The sequence below is a fragment of the Polymorphobacter multimanifer genome (genome assembly GCF_014205635.1).
GTDB lineage: Bacteria > Pseudomonadota > Alphaproteobacteria > Sphingomonadales > Sphingomonadaceae > Sandarakinorhabdus > Sandarakinorhabdus multimanifer.
The window spans coordinates 40,451-57,665 of sequence record NZ_JACIIV010000019.1; the positions used below are offsets into that span (position 1 = coordinate 40,451).

Genomic DNA, 17,215 nt, shown 5'->3' on the forward strand with positions numbered 1-17,215 from the left:
CCGAGGGGGTGACAGCCGAGCCGCCGCTGAGGCCGGCACGCTTCTGGCTTTCCGGATCACTGCGACTGCGGATGATTGCGCTGGCGGCGGCGTGGATCCTTCCGCTTCTGGGCTTGGGCGGCTTTGTGCTCGACAGGGTGCTGGTGAACGCCATCACCCAGAATTTTGATGGGCAGCTGGACTTTGCGCTGACGGCCATGGTCTCGGCAGCCGACATCGATGAGCAGGGCGATGTGCGGTTTTTGCGACCGCTGGGGGACCAGAGGTTCTTCGAACCGTATTCGGGGCTTTACTGGCAGGTTTCGGCGCCGGTGCGCGAGCCGTTCCGGTCAAGGTCGTTGTGGGACCGGATCCTGGAGGCTGCACCTGCCGATGATTGCCGCGAGCCGTGCCGCTATGCGAGCCGGCGCTTTCCGGGTGAGTCGCTTCGCGTGGTGGGGCGGCATCTGAAGCTGCCGGGATCTTCGACGGTGTTCTACTTCCAGGTGGCGCAATCGACGCGCGACCTCGACCTGCAGATCGGCCAGCTGCGGGCGTTCCTGTTCTGGTTTCTGGCGTTGCTTGCCCTGGGGCTGCTGGCGCTTTCGGCGCTGCAATCGACCTATGGGCTTTCGCCGCTGCGGCGGGTGAGCCAGGCGATCGTCGCGATCCGCAGCGGCACGGCGAGCCGCGTGCAGGAGAATTTTCCGGTCGAGATTGCGCCTTTGGTGAGCGAAATCAATGAACTGCTGGAGCATGGCGAGCGACAGGCGGAGGCAGCGCAGCGCCATGCCGGCAATTTGGCGCATGCGTTGAAGACGCCGATGAGCGTGCTGGTGGGCGCGGCGCATGGCCGTCAGGACCCGCTGGCGGACACGGTCGAAGCGCAGGTGAACATCATGCGCCGGCATGTCGACCACCAGCTGGCGCGGGCACGAGCGATGGGGCGGCGTGGCGAATCGAGTGCGCGCACGCCGGTGTGGCCGAGCTTGCAGGCAATCGTGCGGACGGTGGGGCGGATCAATGCGATACGCGGCGTGACGATCGACATGGCCGGCGACAAGGGGGCCGTGTTCCGGGGTGAGCGGCAGGACCTGGAGGAGATGCTCGGCAACCTCATCGACAATGCCGCCTTGCACGGTGGTGGCCGGGTTTTCGTGACGGTGGAGGCCGGTGACGGCTTTCTGGACATTCTGATCGAGGATGACGGGCGCGGCATCGCGCCTGCGGACCGCGAGCGCATTTTTGCGCGTGGCGAGCGGCTGGATACCGACAAGCCGGGCACCGGGCTCGGGCTGGCGATCGTGCGCGATGTGGCCGAGATCTATGGCGGGCAGGTGATGCTCGACGAAAGCGAGGACCTTGGTGGCCTGCTGGTCCGGCTGAGGCTGCCTGCGGCGGTGGCAGCCGGATTGGCCTAGCTTGTTGCCGCGCTCGCTTGGTGGTGGCGGATCACCTCGTCGATGACGAATCGCAGGAATTTCTCCGAGAATTCAGGGTCGAGACGCGCTGATTCGGCGAGGGCGCGCAACCTTGCGACCTGCTCGGCCTCGCGACCCGGATCGGCCGGGGGCATACCGGTCTCGGCCTTGTAGCGGCCGACGGCCTGGGTGATCTTGAACCGCTCGGCGAGCATGAAAATGAGGGCAGCATCGATGTTGTCGATGCTTTCCCGGTATCTTTTGAGGGTTTCGTCGGCCACGCAGTGCTCCGATTGGTTGCTGGCCATCACTTTTGCGGCGGATGCGCGCGGACGCAAGCGGCAGACTTGCACGCGCCTCGCCTTGGGGTAAGGAAGATCGCGTGACTGCCAAGGTTCTTTCGCTTCGCCCGCGGGGCACGCCCTCGCTTTCCGGCCTGATGGTGCTGGCAGGCCCGGGTCTGACCGCGGTCAACCATGTCATCATCGACCGGATGCAATCGCCGGTGGCGCTGATTCCCGAGCTTGCCGGGCATTTGATTGCCGGTGGCGGCAAGCGGCTGCGGCCGATGCTGACGCTTGGTTGTGCGGCCTTGCTCGATTATGGCGGCACGCGCCACCACAAGCTCGCGGCGGCCGTGGAGTTCATCCATACCGCGACGCTGCTGCACGACGATGTTGTCGATGCCTCGGGGCTGCGGCGCGGCAAGGCGACTGCCAACCGGCTCTGGGGCAACCCGGCGAGCGTGCTGGTGGGGGATTTCCTGTTCAGCCGCGCGTTCGAGCTGATGGTGGAGGATGGCTCGCTGCGGGTGCTGAAGATCCTGAGTTCGGCGTCGGCGATCATTGCCGAGGGCGAGGTGGCGCAGTTGACCGCACAGCGCGAGGTGGAAACCAGCGAGGATCGGTATCTGGAGATCATCACCGCCAAGACGGCGGCGTTGTTCTCGGCAGCGTGCCAGATTTCCGGCGTGGTCGCCGAGCGCGGGCCGGATGTGGAAAATGCGCTCGAATCCTATGGCCGCAATCTCGGGATCGCCTTCCAGCTGGTCGATGATGCGATCGATTTCGTGTCCGACGCCGACACCATGGGCAAGGATGTGGGCGATGATTTCCGCGATGGCAAGGTGACGTTGCCGATCATCCTCGCCTATGCGCGCGGCTCGGAGGATGAACGCCAGTTCTGGCGCGACGCGATGCGCGGCAAGCGTGTGGGGCCGGAAGATCTGATCGAGGCGCAGCGGCTGCTGGGCACGAGCAATGCCATTTCCGACACGATGGCGCGCGCCCGCCATTATGGCGCGCGGGCCATGGATGCGCTTTCGGGTTTCCCCAATGGGCCGGCGCGGCGGGCGCTGACGGAAACAGTGGAATTTGCCATCGCGCGGGCGTATTGAGCCGATCATGCCTGACGCCCGCCTCTACCAGCGCCCCAAGAGCGCCATGCAAAGTGGCCGGGCGCGCACGGGGGAATGGCTGCTGGAATGGGAGCGCGACGAGCCGCAGCGCCCCGATCCGCTGACGGGCTGGGCGGGATCGGGGGACACCGAGACGCAGATCCAGCTTCGGTTTCCGTCCCGCGAGGCGGCCCTTGCCTATGCGGTTGCGCAGGGCCTGACGGTAGAAATCTTGCCGCTAGGGCCCAGACATTTGAAATTGCAGGCATATTCCGACAATTTCAGATAGGGTTCAGCACCCGTAGCTCAGCCGGATAGAGCACGTGCCTTCTAAGCTCGGGGTCGCAGGTTCAAGTCCTGCCGGGTGCGCCAACTACCATGCCGGAGACTGTCGATCGCCACGGGCAAGGGCAGGGTAGCCTTGACGGGCGCGCTGCCGCCGAACGCTTGCCCGTGGGATCAACGGGTGCCGCGTCGCAGATCGTGCAGGCGGAACGTCATGGTGCTTCCAGCTCGGCGATGATTTTGTCGGGCGTGAACGGGAAGCTGCGAAGGCGAACCCCGCAAGCATCATGGATAGCGTTGCCGATCGCCCCGGCTGCGCCGCAAATGCCGAGTTCGCCGACCCCCTTGGCTTGCAGCGGACTGGCGGCCGGATCGCGCTCGTCCACCAGCACCACGTCGAGGTGCGGCACGTCGAGGCTGACGGGGATGTGGTATTCGGCCAGGTCGGGATTGACGATATGGCCGTGGCGCTTGTCGAAGATATTTTCTTCGGTGAGCGCACTGCCAATGCCCCATACCATCCCGCCCATGCACTGCGAGATGGCGGTCTTCTCGTTGAGAACGCGGCCGCAAACGAACGCGCCGGTGAAGCGCCGGACGCGCACCTCTCCGCTATAGGCGTTGACCGCGACTTCGGTGAAGAAGGCGCCGTACATCGCCGACGAGAACGAGTCCGATATCGCGCCGTCCTTGAAATGCCCGACCTCCTCGATCTCGTCGCCCTTGAGCAGATCGGGAAGGGCGATGCTTTGGCCGCGCACGGTGGCGAAGCCATCCTTCAGGGTGAGCTCTTCGTCGGTGCAGTCGAGCCGCTTCGCCAGGCGCTCGCGAATGCCCTCGCAGGCGAGGAACACGGCCGAGCCTGTCGACGGCGCACCCCAGCTGCCGCCGGAGCCTGACCCTGGCGGAAAGGATGAATCCCCGAGCCGCACAAGGACGTCCTTGATGTCCAGCCCGAGCATCTCGGCGGCGATCTGGCCGAGGATGGTGTAGGTGCCGGTGCCGATGTCAGTCATGTCGCTTGCGACGGCAGCAGTGCCATCCGGGTAGAGCGTCACGCGCGCTTCGGCTTCGTTCAAATTGTGGACCCGTGTGGCTGTCGCCATGCCTGTGCCGATCCACCACTCGCCTTCGCGGGTGTGGCATGGCCGACGCGGCCCGACGTCCCATCCGAACCGCTCGGCGCCGGTCTTCAGGCACTCGGCGAGCGGGCGCGAGCTGTAGGGGATGTCCTTGGCGGGGTGGCGATCGGGAATGTTGCGCAGCCGCAATTCGACCGGATCGATACCGATGATGACGGCAAGTTCGTCCATCGCACCTTCGAGCGCCTGCATGCCGACCGCTTCACCGGGCGCCCGGACCGATCCTGCGGTCAACAGGTTCAACCGCGCCACGTCGATCCGGAGGGTGCGGTTCTCGCCCGGATAGAGGTATTCGCTCGCTTGGGTGACAGGCTCGGCGAAACTCTCGCCCGGCAGGTTCGAAACGCGCCCTTCGTGCCCGAAGCCGGTGAGGCGGCCTTCGGAGTCGGCCGCCAGGCGCAGTCGTTGCGTGGTTTCCGATCGCCGCATCACGGACTGGAAGACTTGCTGGCGCGAGAGCACGACGCGAACCGGCCGCCCCAGCTCGATGGCGGCGACCGAGGCAGCGGCCACATCGGCGCTGATGCCGAGCTTGGAGCCGAAGCCGCCGCCGACATAGGGCGAGAGCAGGCGCACATTCTCGGGCGCCAGCCCCATGGAATCGGCAAGCTCCTTCACATTGTACTTGAGCATCTGCAGGCTGGCGTGGACCGTCAGCGTGGTGCCGTCCCATTGCGCGATGCTGGCGTGCGGCTCCATCGGAGCGCTGTTGTGGCATTCGGTCGTGTAGGTCACGTCGACTGCATGCGCGGCTTCGCTTATCGCCCGGTCGAGATTGCCCTGGATCGTCGGCTCGCCGGAGGTCTCGGTGGGCAGCGCGCGGGCATGCTGGTCGATCACGGCATCATCGTCTTCCCGGTATGTGATCTGCAATCGCTTCGCCGCTTCCCGCGCCTGCTCGAATGTTTCTGCGACGACCAATGCGATCGGCTGGCCCCGGTAGGCGACTTGCCGCACCTTGCGAACGGGCGACTCGCCGGCACCGCCTTGCGCCGCCCGCGCCGTCATCCGGTCGTTCGAGATGACCGCGATCACGCCCGGCATGTTCAAAACCGACGCTTCGTCGATCGCGGTGACCTCCCCCTTGGCGATGGTGGCGGTCACCAGCACGCCTTCGGCACAGTTGTCTATGGCGTACTCGGCCGCGTAGAGCGCGCTCCCCGTGACCTTTGCCGGTCCGTCAAGCCGGTCGAGCGGCTTGCCGATCACGCCTTGCACCATGGCATCGAGGCGGTTGCGATCGTCCGGCTGATCCATGCTGAGGGTGCGGGTCATGTGGCGTCTCCGGTGGCTTCGCGCAGCACGGCCTTCAGGATTCGCCGCGCCATCGGGATCTTGAAATCATTGGCACCCTGGCCGGTGGCACCCTCCAACAGGCGATCGGCCGCGGCATCGAACAGCGCGTCGGACGGGGCCTGGCCGGTGAGCAGGTCATCTATGCGGGTGTCGTGCCATGGCTTGTGTGCCAGCGCGCCGAACGCCAGCGATGCCGATGCGATGGCACCGCGGTCCATCCGCACCACCGCCGCGATGGAGACGAGCGCGAAGGCATAGGACGATCGGTCCCGCACCTTGCGGTAGATGTGCTTTCCGCCCGGCGGCGCCGGCAGCATGACCGCGGTGATGACTTCGCCCGGTTCGAGGATGTTGTCGCGTTCGGGGGCGTCACCCGGAAGCCGATGGAATGCGCGAACGGGCACGCTGCGTGCCTGTCCGTCTCGACCCGCGATCTCGACGGTGGCATCGAGCGCGCAAAGGGCAACGGCCATGTCACCCGGATAGGTCGCGATGCAGGCATCGCTGGCGCCGAGGATCGCGTGGATGCGGTTGAAGCCGCCGATGGCCGAGCAGCCGCTGCCGGGGGCGCGCTTGTTGCAGGGCATGTCAGTATTGTAGAAATAGTAGCAGCGGGTACGCTGGCACAGGTTGCCGGCGGTGGTTGCCATGTTGCGCAACTGGAAGGTGGCGCCGGCAAGGATCGCCCGCGCCAGGACCGGGTAATCGCGCCGGATCCGCTCGTCGGCAGCGCAGGCGCTGTTGGAGACGAGTGCTCCGATCCGCAGGCCATCGCCATGGGTTTCGATGCCGCCGAGCGGCAGGCGGTTGATATCGACGAGAGCGTCGGGCGTTTCCACTTCAAGCTTCATCAGGTCGAGCAGATTTGTCCCGCCTGCGATCGGGCGCGCGCCATCGCCGGCCAGCCGGGCGGCGTGGTCGAGATCGGTGGCGCGGCTGTATGCGAATGGTCTCATTGCTCGCGCTCCATCACGTCGACGATGGCATCCACGATGTTCGAATAGGCGCCGCAGCGGCAGAGGTTACCGCTCATCCGCTCGCGGATTTCCTCGCGTGTCAGCCGGACCGCACCGGACAGGTCCTCGCTCACGAAGCTCGGCCAGTTGCTGGCCGCTTCGGCGAGCATGGCCTTGGCCGAACAGATCTGCCCCGGGGTGCAATAGCCGCACTGGTAACCGTCGTGCCTGACGAATGCTGCCTGGATCGGATCGAGATTGTCGGGGGTGCCGAGCCCTTCGATTGTGGTAATGCTTTCGCCATCATGCATGATCGCGAGCGTGAGACATGCGTTGATGCGCTGGCCATTCACCAGCACGGTGCAGGCGCCGCACTGGCCGTGATCGCAGCCTTTCTTCGTTCCCGTGAGATTGCAATCGCGGCGCAGGAAATCGAGCAGAGTGGTGCGGGGGTCTCCCGCGAAATCATGATCATGGCCGTTTATCGTCAGAGGCATCGGGCTCTCCCTTGCTTCGGGAACAACGGGGCCGCCGGCAATTCGATCCACCTGCACCGCCAAACATGCCGCAACGCGGGTGTGGGTTCCATTTGGCCGGCTATGGGAAATTTCGCCCGAGGTTCATTGCCGGGTGATCGAAATTCGATCGGTCATCGCTACAAAGCCTTTGCCGCAATGCCGGTGGTTCGCGCCCTGCGCGCCTGATCCGGCCGCTGAGCAGCACCATTGTCTCAGGTCGCGGAGCCATCCTTGCTTTCGTATCGCTCGCGCTCATAGGGCTCCAGCCCGGAGTCCGGCGCAGCTTCGGGGAGGGCGTCGCCGGTGCGGCCACGCGCCGGGTTCGCTTCCGCCGGGCCGTCCGGCATTTCAGGCTCCTCACCAGCCGACGGTCCTGCATATTGCGGCACCATGCTCGGGCTCGGAGCTTCGTTCTGCCCGTGCGTCAGGCTGTGACCCATTTTGGCGCCAACCTCGCGCTGATCGGCCGCTGCCGCGGCGGCGTCCTCAACGGCCTTGCGGTCGGCTTTTGCGGGTTCATGGTCCATGTCAAGGTCCTTCCGACCGCGCGGGGCGGCGTGTTTCACTTGAAGCCAAAGCCTGGCGGGCTGACTGGTTCCCGCAGTGGCGGCTTCTTGCCACCCGGCGCTGGCTCAGCGCTTCGTGGCGAACCAGATGACGTGCATGGCGCCCTTGCCATTCTCGCGCGCCCGGACGCGTACCGTCTCGACCGCAAAGCCTGCGCGTTGCAGCTGCCGCGCGAACGCGGGGTCGGACGACGCCGACCAGACAGCGAGCACGCCGCCGGGGCGCAGTGCCTTGCGCGCATCGGCCAGCCCCTGATTGCCATAGAGCCCGTTGTTGGCGGGGCGCGTGAGACCGTCCGGCCCGTTGTCGACGTCGAGCAGGATCGCATCGAACGTCGCTGTCGCCCGCCCGATCGTGGCAGCGACATCGCCCATTTCGACCGTCACGCGCGGATCGTCCAGACACCCGTCGGTGACCGCCGCCATCGGCCCGCGCGCCCAGGCGATGATGCCCGGCACCAGCTCGACGACGGTCACGCGCGCGTCCGCCCCCAGCCGACCGAGCACGGCGCGCAGCGTGAAGCCCATGCCATAGCCGCCGATGAGCAGATGCGCCGCCGGTCGGCCCGCGAGCCGATCGCATGCCATGGTGCCGAGCGCGACCTCGGAGCCGTGCATCCGTGTGCTCATCAGCTCGTTGCGCTCGAGCACGATCATGAAATCGCCGCCGCGCCGGAACAGCCGCAACGGTGGGCCGCCCGGCACATCGGCCACGTCGATGAGTTCACGCGGCGTCATCGGCTGGCGCCCGCCGGATGTCGCATGATCCGTCCTCCTGCTAATCCGCATGTCAGAAGCGGCGCCGGGCTACAAGCCAAAGGCCTTCTGCCGACCGAACTGGTGATCAGCGGCGCCAGCGGCGGTATGCGACGGTTGCGAGGACCAGCAGGCTGCCCAGCACGGCGGCGATGGCGGGCAGTGCAGCGCGGAGGCGGGGCATGAGGAGATCGGCACGCGCGTTGGCCTGGATCTGATCGGGGGCGCTGTAGCCCGGTGGCATCGGCAGCACCCGGTCGGTGGCGGCGTAGCGGGCGTAATCGGCTTGCATGGCGGTGAAGCGCTGCGGCTCGTCAGCGGCGCGATCGGTGGTTTCGCCCGGGTCGGCAACGATGTCGTAGAGGTGCCAGGCGCCATCGCCATAGGGGGGGAGGTTGCGGACCAGCTTCCAGGCGCCCTTGAAGAGCACGGCATTTCCCGAAAGCTCATAGCCGATCGGCAGGTCGTCCGGATGCACGGCGTCGCTGGCGCCGGTGAGCAGCGGTGCCAGGCTGCGGCCATTGATGGCCTCCTGCACCGGCTGGGGTGCGACACCGGCGAGATCGAGCAGGGTTGGGGTGATGTCGGTGACCATCGAGAAGCCGTGCGCGATGTGGCCGGCGGCGATGGCAGGATTGCCGGGCCAGGCGATGATGAGCGGCACGCGGAGCCCGCCTTCCGACGCGCTGAACTTGTAGCCGCGCAAGGGCGCTGCGGCGGCGCTGGCGAAGCTGGTGCCGATGGCGGTGAGGCTGCCGGGGCGGCCCTGCTGGTCGGCTGCCAGGTCGTAGTAATAGTCGGCGATCCAGCGGTTGAAGCGAGGCCCGAGGTTGAGGGGGTCGGTGGCTTCGGGGCCGTTGTCGGAGAGGAAGACGAAGATGGTGTTCTCGTACTGGCCGCTCGTCTTCAGGTGGGTGACGAGGCGGCCGATCTCGCGGTCCATGGCGGTGGCCATGCCGGCATAGGCTGCCATGGCACCGGCGCGTTGCGCCTGTTGGGCGGGGGTCAGGGACGCCCAGTCGTCGGTGGTGTCCATCGTGACCATGGCGATGCCGGGGGGGACGAGGCCTTGCGCGATCGTGCGCTGGCGGCGTTCTTCGCGGAGCACGCCCCAGCCGGCGGTGTAGCGGCGCTGGTAGCGGGCAATGTCGGCGGCGGGGGCCTGCACCGGGATATGGTTGGCGAGGAAGTTGACCGAGGCGAGGAAGGGACGGCTGCTGCCGCTGCCGGAATCGATGTAGGCGATGGTCTTGTCGACAAGGAAGGTGGAGGAATAGCCGCCGAGTTTTGCGGGCTTGCCGTCCTCGGTCCAGTCGGCTGCATCGTAAAGCAGCAAGTTGGGCTTGTTCTCGAAATTGTCGGCACCCGATTGGCTGAGGGCGAAGGCGCGGTCGTAGCCGTGCGCGCGGGGAAGGGTTTCGGGTGTTTTGCCGAGATGCCATTTGCCAGTGAAATAGGTGCGGTAACCCGCTGCTTTGAGATGGCTGGCGATGGTGGTGACGCGGCTGTTCAGCACCGTTTCATAGCCCGGCTTGCCGCGGTGCTGGGGCGGGATCGTTTCGGGCATGTTGCCGAGGCCGGCGCGGTGGTGGCGTACGCCGGTCTGCAGCATGGCGCGGGTGGGCGAGCATGAGCCGGCCACGTGGAAGTTGGAGAAGCGCACGCCGCGCGCTGCCAGCGCATCGATGTTGGGGGTGGCGATCTCGCTGCCATAGGCGCCGACATCGCTGAAGCCCCAATCATCGGCGAGCAGGATGACGATGTTGGGTGGGGCTGCCGCGGCTGGCGTCGCGATGAGCAGGGCGGCCAGCAGCGCGCGCATCAGAAGGATTTGGTGGCGGAAAGTGCGCCGAGGCGGCCGGTGATGGCGTGGAACTCGGCGATGGTCTCCTCGATGATCTGCGCGACAGGCTTCACCTCGTCGATGAGACCGGCGGACTGGCCGGCGAGGCCGACCGCGGCTTCCATGTCCCCGCCGAAATAGAGATCGAGGATGCGTGCGAAGGTATCGGGCGGCATCAGCCCGGCTTCGTGGATGGCGGTGGTGCGTGCGGTTTTCAGTGCCCGAATACAGGGGCTTGCGCGTTTGTTGAGGACGAAGGTTCCGGTCTCGCGCGCATCGAGGATCGCCTGCTTGTAATTGGCGTGGACCGGGCTTTCGGCGGCCGAGACGAAGCGGGTACCCATCTGCACGGCTTCGGCCCCCAGCGCGAAGGCGGCAGCCATGCCCTTGCCATCGGCGATGCCGCCGGCGGCGATGAGCGGCACATCGGTGATGCGGCGGATGGCTTGGAGCAGGACGAGGGTGGAGACTTCCTCGGGGTTCTTGAAGCCGCCGCCTTCGGCACCTTCGACGACAAGGCCGTCGACGCCGGCCTCGACCGATTTGCGTGCGGCATCGACAGTGGGAACGGCGTGATAGACGATGATCCCGGCGGCCTTGAGGGGGGCCAGGAATTTGGCGGGGCTGCCGGCGGAGGTGGTGACGAACTTGACGCCGCTTTCGCAGATGAAGCGCAGCATCGCTTCGTCTTTCAGGAATAATATCGGCAGGTTGACGCCGAAGGGAGCGGAGGTGAGATCCTTCATCCTGAGGATTTCGGCCTGGCAGTTGGCGGTCTCGCCCGAGCTGGTTTCGATGATGCCGAGGCCGCCGGCGTTGCAGACGGCGGAGGCGAGCTGGCTGCGCGCGATCCAGCCCATGGGGGCCTGGACGATGGGATAGCGGGCGCCGGTGTGGGCGAGAATGCGGTTGCTCATGAAAGGTCCCTCACGTCGATGGCCGTCGATCCTGCCGGGAGGCTGAGCATGAGTCCATCGGTGCCGACGGTGATGGGGCCGTTGAAGCGGCTTGCCGCATCCCCCAGAAAAGCCTTGTGAAAAATGCGAGCCGGGATCGGCGGGACGATATGGGTGAGGACGAGGGCGCGGACGCCGGCGGCAGCGGCAACCTCGGCGGCGTCTTCGGGCGAGCTGTGATAATCGAGGATATCGCGCATGATCTGCGCGGTGTTGGGCCGGCCGCGATCGGCGAGGGCGTTGGTGAGGATGGCGACAAGCTTTGGCTGCAAGGCTTCGTGGATGAGCAGGTCTGCACCGCGCGCGGCCGTGGCGACCCGGGCGGACTTTGCGGTGTCGCCGCTGATAACGAGGCTGCGGCCCTTGTAGGTGAAGCGATAGCCGATAGCGGGGTGGACGGGGCTGTGGTCGACGGCGAAGGCGGTGATGGTCAGACCATCTTTTTCAAGGACATTTCGGGGTGCTGAAGGGACAGCGAAGGGTCGCGCAAGGGCGCCGGCGCCCGCTGGAGGGGCGATTTTGGGGCCGTGATGGGCGGTCCGGTAGCCATTGTCGGCCGTGTAGGCGAAGTTGAAGCCCTGGACGATGCGTTCGACCCCGGCGGGGCCATGGACCGGCAGCGGGCTGGTAGCGGCACGGCCGACCCAGCGCTGCAGCAGGAGCGGGCCGAGGCCATCGAAATGGTCCGAATGGAAATGGGTGAGGAACAGCGCGTCGATTCCGCCGGCGGGGACGCCGAGGGTGGCGAGGCTGCGGGCACTGCCTTCGCCGGCATCGACGAGGATCTGCTGGCGGCCGGCGATGACGAGGGTGCAGGGGCCGGCGCGCGACGGATCGGGGAGCGGCGATCCGGTGCCGCAGAGGATGACGTGAAGACCATCGGGCAGGGTGGCGGTGATATCACGGCCGATACGGTCGGCCGCGATGCGGGCGAGCAGCAGGGTGGTGAGAGGCACTTGCAGCGCCCATGCGGTGCCGGCGGCCAGCAAGAATGCGGCGGCGACGGCGATTGCGGCTCTTTTCCCCATCGGCGAAACCATAGGCCAGGTAATGGCATTATCAATGCCAAATCTTGCGCATCACGCGAAATGGTGTCAGACCTGTTAAAAATAGGGGAGAGTGGAATGTGACAGGCCATGCGGATCATCATCGGGTTGCTGGGGGCGTTCAACCTGGCGATCGGGTTGGCGTTCATGTTCGCGCCGGCGGCGCCGGCGGCGGCGTTCTTCATCGAGCCGTTCGGGGTACAGGGGCTGGCGACGATCCGGGCGGATTTTCCGGGCTTCTTCATCGGGGCGGCGGTGTTTGCGCTGCTGGGGGCATGGCGCGCCGAGGCGGCGCCGCTGAACGTGCCGCTGCTGATGCTGGCCATTGCGTTTCTCGGGCGGTGCGTGAGCCTGGGTGTGGACGGGATGGCGCCGACCGCGGTGCAGCCGATGGTGGTGGAGGCGGTGATGATGGGGCTGTTGCTGCTGGCGCGGCGGGCCTTTGCCAAATGAAGGGGTGGGTGAAGGGGCTTGGCGCCGCGGTGCTCGTCGCCGGAGTGGGGCTCTGGGCCTCGGCGGACTGGCTCAAGCTGCACGCGCCGGGGCTGCTGGCGGGGCCGATTGCGCCCAACCGGCCGGTGGTGTGGGCGGCGGGGCCGGAAGCCGCTCCTGCGGCTGCGCGGCCGGCGAACATCATCCTGATCGTGGCGGATGACCTTGGCTGGAACGACATCAGCCTGACCGGCGAGGGGGTGGCGGGGACGGCGACGCCGAACATCGACCGGGTGGGGCTGGAAGGGGTGCAGTTCGACAATGGCTATGCCGGCAACGCGACCTGTGCGCCATCACGCGCGGCCTTGCTGAGCGGGCGCTATGCGACGCGCTTCGGCTATGAGTTCACCCCGACCGACACGCGGCTGCCCGACTGGTTTCCGACCGGCTTGTTCCGGCCCGATGCGATGTTTGCGCGCAACATTGCCCATGCCGATGGCGACTGGGACCAGAAGCCGGTGTTCAACGAGGCGGAGGCCGCGAAGGCGGCACCGCCGGGGGACAAGGGGATGCCGTCCAGCGAGATCACCATTGCCGAGCAGTTGCAGGGGCGCGGCTACCATACGATCCACCTCGGCAAATGGCATCTGGGGGAAGCCAGGGGGATGCGGCCCGAGGACCAGGGGTTTGATGAAAGCCTCGGCTTCATCATCGGCGGGCAACTGTTCCTGCCCGAGAATGACCCCAATGTGGTCAATTCCAGACAGGACTTCGACCCGATCGACAAGTTCCTCTGGGCCAATCTGCCGTTCTCGGTGCAGTATAATGGCGGGCCGCGCTTCGCGCCCGACCGCTACATGACCGATTATCTGACCGAGCAGGCGCTGGCGGGCATCCGCGCCAATCGCAACCGGCCGTTCTTCATGTATCTGGCGTATAATGCGCCGCACACGCCGTTGCAGGCGCTGAAGGCGGATTATGATGCGCTGTCGGAGATCAAGGATCATCGGCTGCGAGTGTATGCGGCGATGGTGCGTGCACTCGATCGCGGCGTGGGGCGCGTGCTCGACGAATTGAAGCGGCAGGGGCTCGACGAGAATACGCTGGTGGTGTTCACCTCGGACAATGGCGGCGCGCATTATGTGGGGCTGCCCGACCTGAACAAGCCGTATCGCGGCTGGAAGGCGACCTTCTACGAGGGAGGGACCAAGGTGCCTTTCATGATGCGCTGGCCGGGGCGGATTGCGCCGGCGACGCGGGTGGCGGCGCCGGTGAGCCACTTCGACATCTACGCGACCGCCAGTGCCGTGGCGGGGGCGGCCTTGCCCGATGACCGGCCGGTGGATGGCGTGGATTTGCTGCCGCATGTGCTGGGCACGGCGACGGGCCGGCCGCACGAGACGCTGTTCTGGCGATCGGGGGATTACCGGGTGGTGCGGCATGGCGACTGGAAGCTGCAGACGCTGCTCGATCCGGCCGAGCCGCTGCTGTTCGACCTGGCCGCCGACCCGACTGAGCGGCGCAACCTGGCGGCAGCGCGCCCGGACAAGCTGGCGGAGCTGCAGGGCTTGCTGGCAGCGCATGATGCGCGGCAGAAGAAGCCGGGCTGGGCCTCGCTGGTGCGGGCACCGATTGCGATCGACCGGCCGCTGGGGACGTTGCCGGTGAAAGGAGAGGATTATGTTTACTGGTCCAATTGAGCACGCTGACGGGCCCCTTACAGATGGGAGGCGGCAGCGCAGCCATCGCAGCCGCGATGCCATCGTGCAGGCGATGCTGGCGCTGGTGGGCGAGGGGCATGTGGCGCCGAGTGCCGAGGATGTGGCGGCGCGGGCCGGGGTGGGGCTGCGCACGGTCTTCCGGCTTTTCAAGGACATGGAGAGCCTTTACGCCGAGATGACGCTGGCGGTGGCGCGGCGCTTCGAGGCGATGGCAGCGCCTTTTGCGAGCCGCGAATGGCGGGAGCAGCTGGCCGAGATGACCGAGCGGCGGCTGACGACCTATGAAATGCTGATGCCGTTCAAGCGAGCCGGCGACGCGCACCGCCATGCCTCGGCGACCTTGCAGGCGCACTATGCCAGCACGCTGGCGGTGATGCGCGCGCGGCTGCGGGGGCTGCTGCCGGCGGCGATTGCCGGGGACCCGCTGCGCTTCGAGGCGCTCGACCTGTGGTTGAGCTTCGATGCCTGGGAGCGGCTGCGCGGCGAGCAGGGCCTGGAGGCGGCGGCAGCGCGAGCCGTGGTGGAGGCGCAGATTGCGCGGCTGGCCGCCGATTGACGGGGCCAGGGGATTATGGCACGCTTAATGCCATAATATCGGGAGATGATCGATGCAGGTTTTGCGGACACCGGATGCGCGGTTCGACGGGCTCGATGGCTATGAATTTCCGCCGCACTATGCCGAGCTGACCGATGCCGCGACGGGCACGGCGCTGCGGGTGCACTTCCTCGACGAGGGCCCGCGCGATGCAGCCCCTGTTCTGCTGATGCACGGCGAGCCGAGCTGGAGCTATCTGTACCGGAAGTTCGTGGGACCGCTGGTGGCGGCGGGACACCGGGTGGTGGCGCCCGACCTGATCGGCTTCGGCAAATCCGACAAGCCGGCCGACCGCGAGGATTACACCTATGAGCGGCATGTGGCGTGGATGAGCGAATGGCTTGTCGGGCAGGACCTGACCGGCATCACGCTGTTTTGCCAGGATTGGGGTGGGCTGATCGGACTGCGGCTGGTGGCAGCGTTTCCCGACCGGTTTGCGCGGCTGGTGATCGCCAACACCGGGATGCCGGTCGGCACGGGGTTTTCCGAAGGCTTCAATGCCTGGCTGAAATTCTCGCAGGAGGTGCCGGAGTTTCCGACCGGGTTCATCGTCAATGGCGGCACGACGCGCGACCTGACCGCGGCGGAGATGGCGGCGTATGATGCGCCCTATCCCGACGAGAGCTTCAAGGAAGGGGCGCGGCAATTTCCCAAGCTGGTGCCGATCACACCCGAGCATGGCAGCGTGGCCGAGAACAAGGCGGCGTGGGAGGTGCTCGGCAAGTTCGACAAGCCGGTGCTGACCTGCTTTTCGGACAAGGATGCCGTGACTGCCGGCGGCGAGAAGGCGATCATCGACCGCTTTCCCGGGGCGAAGGGCCAGCCGCACACGATCATCAAGGGCGGCGGGCATTTCCTGCAGGAGGATGCGGCGCAAGAACTGACGGCGCTGATCATCGACTTCATCGCTGCCACGAAAGGCTGACGCCATGCGCGTGGACAATGCGGTGATGCCGACGCCCGAGCAGGCAGCGGCGTTTTTCGGGGCCGAGGACCAGGGGCCGCTGGTGATGGTCAATCTGCTGCGCTTTCGCGAGCATGCCGCTTATCCCGATGGCAGCGAGCCTGAGCTTTCGGGGCGCGACGCCTATTTGCGCTACGGGGCGGCGGTGGAAGCGTGCATCGGGCTGGTGGGGGGCCGGGCGCTGTTCTCGGGGCCGGTGACGGGGATGCTGCTCGGCGAGGTCGAGGCGCCCTGGGACATGGTGGCGCTGGTCTGGTATCCGAGCCCGAAGGCGATGCTGGAAATGGTGGGGCTGCCCGAATATCGCGGGATCGAGGTGCACCGGCTTGCCGGGCTCGAGGGGCAGCTCAACATTCGCACGGCACCGGGGCGGATGGCGCTGTGAGCCTGTCGTTCGACCTGTTCTGGTCGTTTCGTTCGCCCTATTCCTATCTGGTGACGCCGCGGATTGCCGAGCTGGTGCGTGACTTCGACGTGACGTGCAATGTGCGGATCGTCTATCCGATCGCGGTGCGGCAGGCGGACTTCTTCGCCAATGCCGATCCGCTGTGGGTGTTCTACCTGATGCGCGACACCTATCGGACCGCGGAATTTCTGGGGCTGCCGTATCGCTGGCCCAACCCCGATCCGGTGTATCGTGACCCGGCAACGGGGACCTATCCGGCCGAGCAGCCGCATATCCACCGGTTGAGCCACCTCGGCGTGGCGGCGGCGGAGCGGGGCAGGGGGCTGGCGTTCATTGAGGCGGTGAGCGCGCTGATCTGGAACGGGGCGACCGACAATTGGCATGAGGGCAGCCATCTGGCGGAGGCCGCGGCGCGCGCCGGGCTCGACCTGGCCGAGATGGATGCGGCGGTGGCGGCGGATACCGCACAGTTTGTGGCAGCGGTGGAGGCGAACCAGATCGACCAGCGCAAGGGCGGCCACTATGGGGTGCCGTTGATGGTGGTGGAGGGTGAGCCCTTCTTCGGGCAGGACCGGTTCGACCAGCTGGTGTGGCGGCTGGAGAAGAAGGGGATGGTGCGGCGCTGACCCTCAGAAGGGGATCTTCAGCGTCGCCTTGACCTGGCCGTCGCCGAGCCGGCCGCGCTGGGTGTCGATGTCGGCACTGGCGCCGTCGCCGAGATCGAGCTTGAGGCGCGGCGGCTGGGGCATCAGATCGGGCAAAGGCTGGACGCGGCGGCGATCGGGGTCGCGGGTGCCGGTGACGATGATCTCGTCGCCGGCGTCGGCCCTGGCCCCGGAGAGAGGCCTGGTGGCGCCGAGGTCGAAGTCGATATCGGGCAGGGCGCCTGGCTGCTGGGCGAGGATGAGAAACAGGCTCAGCACCACGCACTCCTGGT

The 17,215-nt window shown here is 66.7% G+C and carries 19 protein-coding genes and 1 tRNA gene; 10 read left to right on the forward strand and 10 right to left on the reverse strand.

The window, feature by feature from the left end; translation table 11 throughout:
* Positions 1-71 precede the first annotated feature (71 nt).
* The gene (locus FHS79_RS13030; protein WP_184200899.1) at positions 72-1,400 is read left to right on the forward strand and encodes a sensor histidine kinase; all 1,329 of its coding nucleotides are present in this window, start codon (positions 72-74) and stop codon (positions 1,398-1,400) included.
* Here the strand turns inward: FHS79_RS13030 and FHS79_RS13035 are convergent.
* On the reverse strand, positions 1,397-1,681 hold the full coding sequence (locus tag FHS79_RS13035; protein WP_184200786.1) for a chorismate mutase: 285 nt from the start codon (positions 1,679-1,681) through the stop codon (positions 1,397-1,399). The two genes, FHS79_RS13030 and FHS79_RS13035, sit on opposite strands and share 4 nt — an antisense overlap.
* 158 nt (positions 1,682-1,839) lie before the next feature.
* Between FHS79_RS13035 and FHS79_RS13040 the strand changes: the two genes are divergently transcribed.
* From FHS79_RS13040 to FHS79_RS13050, 3 genes are all read left to right on the forward strand, one after another.
* Positions 1,840-2,796 (forward strand): polyprenyl synthetase family protein, encoded by a 957-nt coding sequence (locus tag FHS79_RS13040; protein ID WP_184200902.1) that lies wholly within the window; start codon positions 1,840-1,842, stop codon positions 2,794-2,796.
* 7 nt (positions 2,797-2,803) lie between these two features.
* On the forward strand, positions 2,804-3,085 hold the full coding sequence (locus FHS79_RS13045; protein WP_184200789.1) for an ETC complex I subunit: 282 nt from the start codon (positions 2,804-2,806) through the stop codon (positions 3,083-3,085).
* Between the two features lie 6 nt (positions 3,086-3,091).
* Positions 3,092-3,168, forward strand: a tRNA-Arg gene (locus FHS79_RS13050).
* Positions 3,169-3,293: 125 nt separating this feature from the next.
* On the opposite strand, the gene FHS79_RS13055 is transcribed toward FHS79_RS13050, so the two are convergent.
* The 8 genes from FHS79_RS13055 to FHS79_RS13090 all read right to left on the reverse strand — a co-directional run bounded on the left by FHS79_RS13055 (position 3,294) and on the right by FHS79_RS13090 (position 12,142).
* Positions 3,294-5,498 (reverse strand): xanthine dehydrogenase family protein molybdopterin-binding subunit, encoded by a 2,205-nt coding sequence (locus FHS79_RS13055; protein WP_184200792.1) that lies wholly within the window; start codon positions 5,496-5,498, stop codon positions 3,294-3,296.
* Positions 5,495-6,475, reverse strand: a complete 981-nt coding sequence (locus FHS79_RS13060; protein WP_184200795.1) for an FAD binding domain-containing protein — start codon at positions 6,473-6,475, stop codon at positions 5,495-5,497. Before FHS79_RS13060 ends, FHS79_RS13055 begins: the two co-directional genes overlap by 4 nt.
* Entirely contained in the window at positions 6,472-6,972 is a 501-nt protein-coding gene (locus FHS79_RS13065) for a 2Fe-2S iron-sulfur cluster-binding protein (protein ID WP_184200797.1), read from the reverse strand. The genes FHS79_RS13060 and FHS79_RS13065 overlap by 4 nt, the downstream gene beginning before the upstream one ends.
* A 233-nt stretch (positions 6,973-7,205) precedes the next feature.
* Positions 7,206-7,520: a hypothetical protein gene (locus FHS79_RS13070; protein ID WP_184200800.1), complete on the reverse strand. Its 315-nt coding sequence runs from the start codon at positions 7,518-7,520 to the stop codon at positions 7,206-7,208.
* 105 nt (positions 7,521-7,625) lie between these two features.
* On the reverse strand, positions 7,626-8,297 hold the full coding sequence (locus tag FHS79_RS13075; RefSeq protein ID WP_184200803.1) for a spermidine synthase: 672 nt from the start codon (positions 8,295-8,297) through the stop codon (positions 7,626-7,628).
* Positions 8,298-8,403: 106 nt separating this feature from the next.
* Complete coding sequence (locus FHS79_RS13080; RefSeq protein WP_184200805.1) at positions 8,404-10,137, reverse strand: arylsulfatase; 1,734 nt, start codon at positions 10,135-10,137, stop codon at positions 8,404-8,406.
* Entirely contained in the window at positions 10,137-11,075 is a 939-nt protein-coding gene (locus tag FHS79_RS13085; RefSeq protein WP_184200808.1) for an NAD(P)H-dependent flavin oxidoreductase, read from the reverse strand. The genes FHS79_RS13080 and FHS79_RS13085 overlap by 1 nt, the downstream gene beginning before the upstream one ends.
* A complete protein-coding gene (locus FHS79_RS13090; RefSeq protein ID WP_184200811.1) occupies positions 11,072-12,142 on the reverse strand; it encodes an MBL fold metallo-hydrolase in 1,071 nt (356 codons plus the stop codon). Before FHS79_RS13090 ends, FHS79_RS13085 begins: the two co-directional genes overlap by 4 nt.
* Positions 12,143-12,250: 108 nt before the next feature.
* Between FHS79_RS13090 and FHS79_RS13095 the strand changes: the two genes are divergently transcribed.
* The 6 genes from FHS79_RS13095 (at position 12,251) to FHS79_RS13120 (ending at position 16,904) form a co-directional block, all read left to right on the forward strand.
* Positions 12,251-12,613, forward strand: coding sequence for a DUF4345 family protein (locus FHS79_RS13095; RefSeq protein WP_243452875.1), 363 nt, complete (start codon positions 12,251-12,253; stop codon positions 12,611-12,613).
* A complete protein-coding gene (locus FHS79_RS13100) occupies positions 12,610-14,292 on the forward strand; it encodes a sulfatase-like hydrolase/transferase (RefSeq protein ID WP_184200814.1) in 1,683 nt (560 codons plus the stop codon). The genes FHS79_RS13095 and FHS79_RS13100 overlap by 4 nt, the downstream gene beginning before the upstream one ends.
* Before the next feature lie 64 nt (positions 14,293-14,356).
* On the forward strand, positions 14,357-14,869 hold the full coding sequence (locus FHS79_RS13105; RefSeq protein ID WP_184200817.1) for a TetR/AcrR family transcriptional regulator: 513 nt from the start codon (positions 14,357-14,359) through the stop codon (positions 14,867-14,869).
* A gap of 52 nt (positions 14,870-14,921) precedes the next feature.
* Complete coding sequence (locus tag FHS79_RS13110) at positions 14,922-15,833, forward strand: haloalkane dehalogenase (RefSeq protein WP_184200820.1); 912 nt, start codon at positions 14,922-14,924, stop codon at positions 15,831-15,833.
* A 4-nt stretch (positions 15,834-15,837) separates the two neighbouring features.
* On the forward strand, positions 15,838-16,257 hold the full coding sequence (locus tag FHS79_RS13115) for a DUF1330 domain-containing protein (RefSeq protein ID WP_184200823.1): 420 nt from the start codon (positions 15,838-15,840) through the stop codon (positions 16,255-16,257).
* Positions 16,254-16,904, forward strand: a complete 651-nt coding sequence (locus FHS79_RS13120; protein WP_184200826.1) for a 2-hydroxychromene-2-carboxylate isomerase — start codon at positions 16,254-16,256, stop codon at positions 16,902-16,904. The genes FHS79_RS13115 and FHS79_RS13120 overlap by 4 nt, the downstream gene beginning before the upstream one ends.
* A gap of 3 nt (positions 16,905-16,907) precedes the next feature.
* Here FHS79_RS13120 and FHS79_RS13125 read toward each other — a convergent pair whose 3' ends face one another.
* Positions 16,908-17,201 (reverse strand): hypothetical protein, encoded by a 294-nt coding sequence (locus FHS79_RS13125; protein WP_184200829.1) that lies wholly within the window; start codon positions 17,199-17,201, stop codon positions 16,908-16,910.
* Between the last annotated feature and the right edge of the window lie 14 nt (positions 17,202-17,215).